The following is a 9,881-nucleotide window of genomic DNA, read 5'->3' as shown; positions in this document are numbered from 1 at the left end:
GGACGGTTGTCCGTCGCACCACCGAAAGGGGTGAACCGGCGTAACTTTCCCACCCCTGTAGCGTTCCGTCGCGCTATAGAGGCAGTCGACTACGTACGGTCAGGCTGCGGCCAGCTCCGCGCGGGCCGCGCGGCGCACGGCCGCGAGTGCCGGATCGAGCGCCGGCACAGCTGCCAGGAGCTGCTTGGTGTACGGGTCGCTCGGCGCTCCGTACACCTGCTCCACCGGGCCCTCCTCGACGATCCGGCCCCGCCGCATGACGGCGACCCGGTCGCTGACCTGGCGTACCACGGCGAGATCGTGCGCGATGAAGACCAGCGCGAGTCCCAGTTCCTGCTGGAGCTCGGCCAGCAGCGCGGTCACCTGGGCCTGGGTCGTCACGTCGAGGGCGGAGACCGCCTCGTCGCAGACGATCAGCCTCGGTTCGGCCGCGAGCGCCCGTGCGATGCCGACGCGCTGGCGCTGTCCGCCGCTGAACTCGTGCGGATAGCGGTCGTACTGGTCGGCTTCGAGCCCGACGCGCTCCAGCAGATCCCGTACCCGCGCCCTGATCGCGTCCTCGTCGCGCTCCCCGCGCGCCCGGAGCGGGTCGGCGACCGACTCGCCCACGGAGCGGCGCGGGTTGAGCGAGGAGACCGGGTCCTGGAAGACCATCTGCACCCGGTCCACCCGGGTGAGGCTCCCGGAGGTGGGCTCCAGCAGGCCGACGAGCATCCGCCCGAGCGTGGTCTTGCCGCTGCCGCTCTCCCCGACGATGCCGAGCGTCTCCCCGTGCCGGACGGTCAGGGAGACACCGTCGACGGCGGTCAGGGCGGACTTCCCCCGGCCGAACACCTGGCTCACGGCGTCGGCCTCGACCAGCACCTCTGCCTTGTCGAGGACCGAGCGCCCGTCCGCACCGTCCGCACCGTCTGCACCGTCCGGGCCGCACGGGCCGTCCGGCTCCGGGGCGATGCGCGGCACCGCGGACAGCAGCGCCTTCGTGTACGGCTCGCGCGGCGCAGCGAGTACCTGGGCCACCGGCCCCCGTTCCACCGCGAGTCCGGACCGCATGACCAGCACCTCGTCCACCGACTCGGCCGCCACACCGACGTCATGGGTGACCAGCAGCAGGCCCATGCCCGTCTCGCGGCGCAGGTTGTGCAGCAGGTCGAGGATCTGGGCCTGCACGGTGACGTCGAGCGCGGTGGTCGGCTCGTCGGCGATCAGCAGCTCCGGCTCGCAGGCCAGCGCCATCGCGATCAGGGCCCGTTGACGCATCCCGCCGGAGAACTCGTGCGGCCGGGAGCGGGAGCGGCGTACCGCGTCGGGAATGCCGACCCGGTCCAGCACCTCGACGGCCCTGGTCCGCGCCGCCCGTCGGGAGACCCGGTTGTGGACCCGGTACACCTGGGCGATCTGGTCGCCGACGGCGTAGTACGGGTCCAGCGAGGTGAGCGGGTCCTGGAAGACCATCGCGGCCTTCGCCCCGCGCAGCCCGCGCAGTTGTGCGTCGTCGGCGGCGTGGACGTCCACCCCGGCCACCCGGACCGTGCCGCCCACCCTGGCGCCGGTCCCCCGGTGCAGCCCGAGCAGGGCGTACGCCGAGGCGCTCTTGCCGGAACCGGACTCGCCGACGACGCCGAGCGCGTCGCCCGCCTCCAGCGAGAACGACAGTCCGCGCACCGCCTGCACGTCGCCGAACGAGATCGAGAGATCGGTGACCTCGACGAGACTCATGACAGCACCACCCGTCGGTCGGCCATCGCCTGCAGAATGTCCGCGACGGCATTGGCCAGGACGACGAAGAACCCGGTGACGAGCACCAGGCCGACGACGACCGGAAGGTCCACGTTCCGCACGGCCGCGACGAGTTCGCGACCGACCCCCGGAATCCCGAAGAGGGACTCGGTGAGCACGGCACCGCCGAACATCGAGCCGATGTCCAGTGCGCCGAGCGCGATCACCGGGGCGAGCGCGCCACGCAGCGCGTGCCGTCCGACGATCACCCGCTCGCTGACCCCGTACGCCCTGAAGGTGCGCACATGGTCCTCGGCGAGCGTCTCCAGCATCGACGCGCGGGTCATCCGCGCGTACGGGGCGGCGGAGACGAGCGCCAGGGAGATCCAGGGCAGCAGCAGGTTCCAGGCCCACTGCTCCGGATCGTCCGTGAACGGCACGTAGTCCGGGAACGGCAGGATCTGGAGGGCCGTGACGCAGATGATGATCAGCAGCAGACCGATCACGAAGACCGGCGTGGCCATGCCGGCCAGGGTGATCCCGGTGAGGATGCGCTCGGTGGCGCGGCCGCGCCGCCACACCGAGAGCACTCCGGTGCCGACCCCGAGCACCATCCACAGCACGAAGGCGCCGACGGCGAGCGAGGCGGTGGCCGGCAGCTTGGTGACGATCAGCTGGGTGACCTGCTGACCGCTCTGGTACGAGAGCCCCAGGCAGGGGGCGTCGCAGTGCACCACACCGGTTCCGGTGGAGTAGTCACGGCCGGCGACCAGGCTCTGGAGGAAGTGCGCGTACTGCACGTACACCGGGTCCTCCAGCCGCAGCTGCTGGCTGACCTGGGCGACCTGCTCGGGCGAGCAGCGCGGACCGCAGGCGATCTGCGCGACGTTGCCCGGCGCCACGTAGAAGGCGGCGTAGACGACGAGACTGAGGGCGAGCAGGACGAAGAGCGCCCCGCCGAGGCGCCGCAGCAGGAACCACTTCATGCTCCGGCCTCCTTCTTGGCGCCGGTGCCGACCCGCAGCCGGGAGGCGGCGCGCGGATCGAGTGCGGTGCGCACGCCCTCGCCGAGGACGGTGAGCGCCAGCACGGTGACGAAGAGCAGCAGGGCCGGGATCAGCAGATAGGTGGGCGCCGCCTGGTACCAGGTGTCGGCGTCGCTGAGCATCTGCCCCCAGGACGGCGTGGGCGGCTTGATGCCCACGCCGAGGAAGGACAGCGCGGCCTCGACCACGATGTTGGAGGGGAAGAGCAGCACGGCGTACGTGATGACGGGCGCCGCAAGCGAGGGCAGCAGCTCACGCCGGGCGATCTGCCAGGAGTTCCAGCCGCTGAGCCGCGCCGCCGCGACGTGGTCGAGCGATTTCATGGCGAGGGTCTTGGCGCGCACGATCTTGGAGATGTGGGTCCAGCCGACCAGTCCGACGAGCAGCGCGATCAGCACCGGGCGCGGGAATCCGGCCGGTGCGACGGCGAGCGCGCCGAGGGCGGCCACCATGACCGGCAGGGCCACCATGACGTCGGTGATCCGGCTGACCACCTGGTCGACGAAGCGGTTGCCGAGGCCGGCCGCGAGGCCGGTGAGCACGCCGATGACCACCTGGAGCAGGGTCGCGCCGAGCGCGACGCCGAGCGAGACCCGGGCGCCGTACACGACGCGGGCGAAGAGGTCGCGTCCGGTGAGCGGTTCGACGCCGAGCCAGTGCTCGGCGCTGATCCCGCCGAAGGAGCCGAGTGGCACCCCGCCGGTGGCGGAGTCGACGAGATCGGGGTGGTACGTGGTGGGGTTCTGGCCCTCGATGCCCGCGAGCAGTGGTGCGGCGAGCGCGGCGAGAACCAGCAGGGCGACGACGACGGCCGCGACCAGGGCGGAGCGCCTGGTCCGCAGCCGACGCCAGAACGGATGGGCCCCGGAGGCGGGGGCCTCGACGGCCCCCGCCTCCCTGACCGGCAGTGCTTCGGCCATGGTTACTTGACCGCGACCTGCGAGATGTCGAGCACGCCGGTCCAGTCGCTGATCACGACGTTCTTGACGGACTCGCCGTACAGGCGCTTGTAGACCGGGTGGAACAGCGGCACGGTCAGCGCCTGCTCACCGACCTTCTTGTCGAGCGCGCCCCAGCGCTTGGCGGCTGCGCTCAGGTCGGTCAGCTTGTTGATCTCGTCGATCTCCTTGTTGACCGCGGAGTCGTTCAGCTGCGAGGCGTTGAAGTTGGCCCCGGCCTTGACGATCTGGCGTCCGTCGAAGATCGGGGCGAAGAACGGACCGCCGGAGGGCCAGTCGGCGCCCCAGCCGGTGATGAAGAAGCCCGGCTCGGTCTTCAGGTTGTGGATCGTGTCCGAGTAGGCGTTGTCCTCCAGGCCCCGGAGCTTGACGGTGATGCCGGCCTTCTTCAGCGCCTCCTGGAGTGCGGTGGCGATCTCCGGGCTGGTCTCGAAGTTCTTCTCGTTGTTGTGCGTGAGGGTGACGGTCAGGCCCTTGGCGTAACCGGCCTCCTTCAGCAGCTCTTTCGCCTTGGCCGCGTTGCCGTTCTTCCCCGCCGGGAAGGCGTCGTACGGCGTGTAGCCGAAGGAGGCCTGGTCGGGCAGGAAGGTGGTGGCGGGCTTGGCGAGCGAGGAGCCGCCCGCCGCGTTGACCACGGAGGTGCGGTCGACGGCGTACGAGATCGCCTCGCGCACCTTCGGGTTGTCGAACGGCTTCACCTTCGGGTTGAAGGCGATGTAGTTCGTGTAGCCGAAGTTGCCGGTGCCGACCCGGGCCGCGAGCTTCTTGTCGCCGCTGACCTTGGCGAGCTCGGCCGGACCGAGGTTGGTGTCGGTGGTCACGGCCGCGGCGTCGGTGCCCTGCGAGGCGGAGAGCCGCTGGTTGATGACGGCGGAGTCGAGGCCGGAGCGGACGTCGATCCGGTCGGGGTAGGCCTTGCGCTCCTTGTCGGTGGCGGCCGACCAGTGGGGGTTGCGCTCCAGGGTGAGGCGCTCGCCGTCACCCTCGTTCTTGACGACCTTGTACGGACCGGAGGCGAGCGGGTGCTCCTCGTACTTCGTGCCGGTGTCCTTGGCCTTCGGCACCGGGGTGGTCTGGGTCTGGGTCGCCAGGAAGGGGAACTCGCCCTCGGGCTTGTTGAGGTGGAAGACGATGGTCTTCGCATCGGGCGTCTCGATCGAGTCGAGGCCCTTCTTGTCCTTGTACGGGCCCTGGTAGCCGGCCCCGCCGATCAGCCAGTCGCGCAGATAGGGCGCGCCGCCGGAGAGCTCGGCGGCGAAGGAGCGCTCGATGCCGTACTTGATGTCGGCACTCGTGATCGCGGTGCCGTCCTCGTACGTGAGGTTGTCCTTGAGCGTGTACGTCCAGACGGTGGCGTTCTTGCTGGGCCTGCCCAGGTCGGTCGCCAGGTCGGGAACGACCTTCGAGCCGGCTGCGCCGTCCTCCCGGTTGCGGGTGGTGAGCGTACGGAAGACGAGGGAGGGGACGTTGCCGCCGCCGGAGGTGTAGAGCCGGGCGGGGTCGAAGTCCTCCTGCGGGACGCTGTTGAGGACGGTGAGCGTGCCGCCCTTCTTGGGCGCCCCCGCTGCGCCGGAGCTGCCGTCGCTGCCCTTGCTGCTGCCATCGGGCCCGCAGGCCGCGGCGCCTGCGGCCACGACGAGTACTACGGCGACCGCTGCTGCGCGGCGCGATATGACGGACGGTTGACGCATCGGAAGGTGACCTCTCGGAGTACTGCCTGGATGAAGGAAACAGAAGCGAATCCGTGCAGGCGGCGAGAGGCATGTGCACACGACCGGTCGGTTCGGGGACCGGAACACTGGAACTGCCGCGCCTGCGGACGGAGTACGCCCGGTGCGGCAGTCGGGGAGGATCCGTTCGGGCCATCAGGCTCGGACGAGGGGGCCGACGCGCACTCGGGCAGGCGGCGTCAGCAACAGTCGACGTCGGCGACGCTGTGCCCGGTCACACCGATGAGCGCCAGCTCAATGGCGGCGCGATCGAAGGTGACGAGGCTGCGTGACATGCGAGAAATATGTGCGACGGCCCTCGCGATGTCAACGCGATGTGAGACGGCGGTCTCATTATCCGGACAGGCGCGGCGAGGGGATACCTCCGGCGGCCCGTCCACCGACCCCTGGCCGGTGGACCCGCGACCACGCACGCAGTCGCAGGTCGGGCTCAACCGGTGGGATACACCCAGGCGTTGGGGCGGCACTTGATGTTGTCGATATCCAGCGATTTGGTCTGCTGCTGCATCACCGGAGCGAGCGCGCCCGGCGTGCGGCAGCTCACATGGTTGCGACCCAGCCGATGACCCACCTCGTGGTTGATCAGCATCTGGCGGTAGGAGTAGAGCTTGTCGGGGCCGAAGGTCGACGACCCCTGGGCCCACCGATAGGCGTTGATCATCACGCGCTCGGTCGCGGCGGAGTCGCAGGAGACGTTGTCCTCCGTCGTGTCGAGCCCCGACTTCTCGCACCAGTCGGCCGTGGTCCCGGGACTGGCCAGCGTGATCACGAAATCCGGATCCCCGGTGGAAACCCGTTCGAAGGTCATCGCGCCGTCGTGCGCCCAACTCCGTTCATCATTAAGGGTTTTCTGCACCGCCTGGGCAAAGAGGGCGGAGTCGAGCCCGAGCCCCTTCTCGACATCGATCCGATACCGGTACGTGTGCCCCTTGCCCGGCGCCTTCGCCACGCCGGGCACGGCCTCGAATTTCCCGGACCCCTTGAGCTTCGGCGCCAGCGGATAGGGCTTGGCCATTTTCTGCTCATACGAAAGAGGCTTGACCACCGCCTTCTTGGGGGAGGGAGTCGACCGGGTGTCCGAACGCGAGGCGTCGTCGCCGCCGTCCCGGTCGACGCCCGCGGCCTGCGCGGCGCCGGACCGGCCCCCGCTGTCATGGGCGACCTGGCCGGCCACGACCACCGCGAGCACCGTGGTCACCGCGGCTGCCGCGATGCCGGTGAAGGTACGGCCCCTGCCGCCCCTGGATTCCTTGGCGGGGTCGTCGCCGCCCCCGCCCGGCGGCTGCTCGTCCCAGTCGCTGACGGAGCGGTACGGATCGGCCGGGGCGGTCGGGGCCGGGGCGGGCGCCGAGCCGCGGGGTGCGGGCGGAGCGGGCGGGGTGTCGAAGGCCTCGACGAACTCCTTGCGCGGTCCCGGTATCAGCGGCCGGGCGCCGGTCGCCTGCGGGCCCTGCGGACGCGGGGGCGTCGGCGCCTGTGCCGCGGTACGGCCGGGGGCGCCGTGCGGCGGGGTCTGCCGCCCCGGAGGGCGCTCCATGGGGCCGGTGCCCCAGCCCCCGCCGGGCTCACGCTGTTCGGGGTGGCCGCCGCGCACCTGCGGAATGCCCTGGAACGGGGTGTGACCCCCGGTGCCGGGCGGCACATCGCCCGGCCTTCTGCGCCGGCCGCTGCCGGGTGCGGGCCGGGTGCCCTCGCGCTCGGCGCCCGCGTCCCCCGCGGACGGCCCGGCCTCAGGTGCCTTGGGCCCAGGGCCTTTTCGACTGTGTCGTCCCACGCCCCGGATCAGCTCCCGCCGCATTCGTCGAGCAGTTCCCGGAACGCCTGGGCGACCGTCTCCGGGTACTCCATCATCGCCACGTGCCCCGCGTCGGGCAGTGTCAGCAGCCGCGAATCGCGGAAGGCCGCGGACGCCCTGCGTGCCATCCGGTACGAGACGAGCCGGTCCCGTCCGCCGTACACGAGCTGGGTCGGTGCGAGCACACGCTCGGCCTGACGCCACAGTCCGTGCTGACCGCCCAGCGTGTACGCATCGACGATGCCACGTGCCGAGCGCGCCATGGCGTCCCAGAAGTACGGCAGCTCCAGCCGCCGCTCCATTTCGGCCACCGCTTCGCGGAAGCCCGTCTCGGAGACCCGTGCCGGATCGCCGTAACAGAGTGCCATGACTCCGCGGGTGCGTTCCTCCGCGGTCCAGTCCCGGGTCATCCGGGCGAACAGGGAGACGAGACCCGGAACCGCGAGCAGCGCGGTCGGCGCGGCCGACAGCTGGACCCGGATCTCGGGGAGCGCGGGCGAGATCAGGGTGAGGGTGCGCACCAGGTCGGGCCGGACGGCCGCGACCCGGGTCGCCACCGCGCCGCCGAGCGAGTTGCCGAAGAGGTGGACGGGGCCGCGCTCCCCCGCGTCGAGGAAGCGGATCACGGCGCGCGCGTGGCCGGTGACCGAGTAGTTGCCGTCGTCCGGCGGCGGGGAGTCCCCGAAGCCGGGCAGGTCGACCGCCTCGCCGTCCAGCACGTCCTGGAGGAGCGGCATCAGCGCCGACCAGTTCTGCGAGGAGCCGCCGAGCCCGTGCACGTAGAGGGCGGGCGGCAGCCCGGTCCGCTCCGGCGGCCGCGAACGGACGGTCAGCGTCAGTCCGGGCAGCGTGACGGAGCGAAGCCTCTCCCCCTCCGCGACCTTGACGGCGCTCACCGTGGGGGCCACCGCTGCGGCGGCGGCACGGACTCCCGGCAGCTCGGTCGAAGACATGCGGCAATGTTACGAGACGATCACACCGTGGTTGATGTGTTCGCGGTCACACACCACGTAGCGGCTTCTGGGCGTTGCTCCTAGGCTCGAAGCAACAGGAAGGGAGTCACCATGACGGTCGACCCCAGTGACCCGGACACCTTCGAGGGCGTCCAGCCCGAAGAACCCGACCAGGAGACGCCCGAGGCGGACGCCGCGGAACAGCAGGCGGAGCTGCGCCCCGAGAGCGACGAACCACTGACGGAGCTCGACCGGAACCGTGCGAACGAGGCGGACGCGGCGGAACAGGCCCGCGTTGTCACACACGATGAGGACGATTACCGCTGATACGTACCGCTATACGGCACAGGTCGAGGAATCTGTGGCTACCGCAGTCGTCCGGTCCGTGAAATTCTGCGTCCGCGCCGCGCATACCCCGGTTACCCGAAAGTACGATGGCGGTACGGCGCGGCGTGCATGGAACGACTGTGTCGGATCACGAATTTGGGAGGCGGCGTGACAGCCATCGAGCAGACCGAGGCGGCGCGCCCGCGAGGCACTCGCCTGCCGCGTCGCGCCCGGCGCAATCAGCTCCTGGGAGCCGCCCAGGAGGTCTTCGTCGCACAGGGCTACCACTCCGCCGCGATGGACGACATCGCGGAACGGGCCGGGGTCAGCAAGCCGGTGCTCTACCAGCACTTCCCGGGCAAGCTGGAGCTCTATCTGGCCCTGCTCGACCAGCACTGCGAGTCGCTGCTGCAGTCGGTGCGGACGGCGCTCGCGTCGACGACCGACAACAAGCTGCGCGTGGCCGCGACGATGGACGCCTACTTCGCGTACGTCGAGGACGAGGGCGGCGCCTTCCGGCTGGTCTTCGAATCGGACCTGACCAACGAGCCCGCCGTGCGCGAGCGGGTCGACCGGGTCTCGCTGCAGTGCGCCGAGGCGATCTCCGACGTGATCGCCGGTGACACGGGCCTGTCCAAGGAAGAGTCCATGCTGCTCGCCGTCGGTCTGGGCGGGGTGTCCCAGGTGGTGGCCCGCTACTGGCTCTCCAGCCGTTCCGCGATTCCGCGCGACACGGCGGTGGAGCTGCTCACGTCGCTGGCCTGGCGGGGTATCGCGGGCTTCCCGCTGCACGGCATCGATCAGCACTGAGCGGGGCGGCCGGCGGCCGTGTTCGCTGCGGGCGTTGCCCGCGGGGCCGTGGACGGTCCCTTCAGCGGGCTAATGTGTGCTGCGTACGGCGCGGTTCACCGCGCAGGGACTGACCGTCGGAGGGACATAGCCGTGGAGGTCAAGATCGGGGTGCAGCACACGCCCCGGGAGATCGTTCTGGAGAGCGGGCTTCCCGCCGAAGAGGTCGAGAGCGCGGTTTCCGAGGCTCTCGCCGGCAAGGCGCAGCTGCTCAGCCTCACGGACGAGAAGGGCCGCAAGGTCCTGGTGCCGGCCGACCGGATCGCCTACGTGGAGATCGGCGAGCCCAGCACACGACGGGTGGGGTTCGGCGCGCTGTAGCGGCGCGTACGGACACAGTGACCGTGGAAGCGGGGCGGGGGGGGGGGCCCCCCGGCCCCGGGGGGGGGGGCGCCCGGGGGGGGGCCCGGCCGCCCCCGGGGGGGCGACCCCCCCGCGGGGGGGGTGTGGCCCGGGACGTTAAAAAAAAAAACAAACCCCCACACAAAGAGCCCTGTGTGGTT

Annotated in this window: 10 protein-coding genes; 3 read left to right on the top strand and 7 right to left on the bottom strand. The window is 70.9% G+C overall.

The window, feature by feature from the left end; translation table 11 throughout:
• Positions 1-99 precede the first annotated feature (99 nt).
• The 7 genes from ACFVW8_RS36485 to ACFVW8_RS36455 form a co-directional block, all read right to left on the bottom strand.
• On the bottom strand, positions 100-1,719 hold the full coding sequence (locus ACFVW8_RS36485; RefSeq protein WP_389697861.1) for a dipeptide ABC transporter ATP-binding protein: 1,620 nt from the start codon (positions 1,717-1,719) through the stop codon (positions 100-102).
• The gene (locus tag ACFVW8_RS36480; RefSeq protein WP_389697859.1) at positions 1,716-2,705 is read right to left on the bottom strand and encodes an ABC transporter permease; all 990 of its coding nucleotides are present in this window, start codon (positions 2,703-2,705) and stop codon (positions 1,716-1,718) included. The genes ACFVW8_RS36485 and ACFVW8_RS36480 overlap by 4 nt, the downstream gene beginning before the upstream one ends.
• Complete coding sequence (locus ACFVW8_RS36475) at positions 2,702-3,685, bottom strand: ABC transporter permease (RefSeq protein WP_389697857.1); 984 nt, start codon at positions 3,683-3,685, stop codon at positions 2,702-2,704. Before ACFVW8_RS36475 ends, ACFVW8_RS36480 begins: the two co-directional genes overlap by 4 nt.
• Before the next feature lie 2 nt (positions 3,686-3,687).
• Complete coding sequence (locus tag ACFVW8_RS36470) at positions 3,688-5,415, bottom strand: ABC transporter substrate-binding protein (protein WP_389697855.1); 1,728 nt, start codon at positions 5,413-5,415, stop codon at positions 3,688-3,690.
• 218 nt (positions 5,416-5,633) lie between these two features.
• Positions 5,634-5,729, bottom strand: coding sequence for an Ms4533A family Cys-rich leader peptide (locus ACFVW8_RS36465; RefSeq protein WP_311316959.1), 96 nt, complete (start codon positions 5,727-5,729; stop codon positions 5,634-5,636).
• A gap of 155 nt (positions 5,730-5,884) precedes the next feature.
• Positions 5,885-7,252 carry a DUF3152 domain-containing protein gene (locus ACFVW8_RS36460; RefSeq protein WP_389697852.1) on the bottom strand — a complete coding sequence of 456 codons (1,368 nt, stop codon included), beginning with the start codon at positions 7,250-7,252 and terminating at the stop codon, positions 5,885-5,887.
• Positions 7,237-8,202 (bottom strand): alpha/beta fold hydrolase, encoded by a 966-nt coding sequence (locus ACFVW8_RS36455; protein ID WP_389697850.1) that lies wholly within the window; start codon positions 8,200-8,202, stop codon positions 7,237-7,239. The genes ACFVW8_RS36460 and ACFVW8_RS36455 overlap by 16 nt, the downstream gene beginning before the upstream one ends.
• Positions 8,203-8,313: 111 nt before the next feature.
• On the opposite strand from ACFVW8_RS36455, the gene ACFVW8_RS36450 reads away from it, so the two are divergent.
• The 3 genes from ACFVW8_RS36450 to ACFVW8_RS36440 all read left to right on the top strand — a co-directional run bounded on the left by ACFVW8_RS36450 (position 8,314) and on the right by ACFVW8_RS36440 (position 9,699).
• Entirely contained in the window at positions 8,314-8,529 is a 216-nt protein-coding gene (locus ACFVW8_RS36450) for a hypothetical protein (RefSeq protein WP_389697848.1), read from the top strand.
• Between the two features lie 168 nt (positions 8,530-8,697).
• Positions 8,698-9,339, top strand: coding sequence for a TetR/AcrR family transcriptional regulator (locus ACFVW8_RS36445; protein WP_389697846.1), 642 nt, complete (start codon positions 8,698-8,700; stop codon positions 9,337-9,339).
• Between the two features lie 132 nt (positions 9,340-9,471).
• The gene (locus tag ACFVW8_RS36440) at positions 9,472-9,699 is read left to right on the top strand and encodes a DUF3107 domain-containing protein (RefSeq protein WP_389697844.1); all 228 of its coding nucleotides are present in this window, start codon (positions 9,472-9,474) and stop codon (positions 9,697-9,699) included.
• The last annotated feature ends 182 nt before the right edge of the window (positions 9,700-9,881 follow it).

Origin of the sequence: Streptomyces sp. NPDC058221, assembly GCF_042882365.1 — a bacterium.
In the GTDB taxonomy this organism is placed as follows: Bacteria; Actinomycetota; Actinomycetes; order Streptomycetales; family Streptomycetaceae; genus Streptomyces.
The sequence above is the reverse complement of the archived record's forward strand: the minus strand, read 5'-3'. Positions and strand labels throughout refer to the sequence as shown.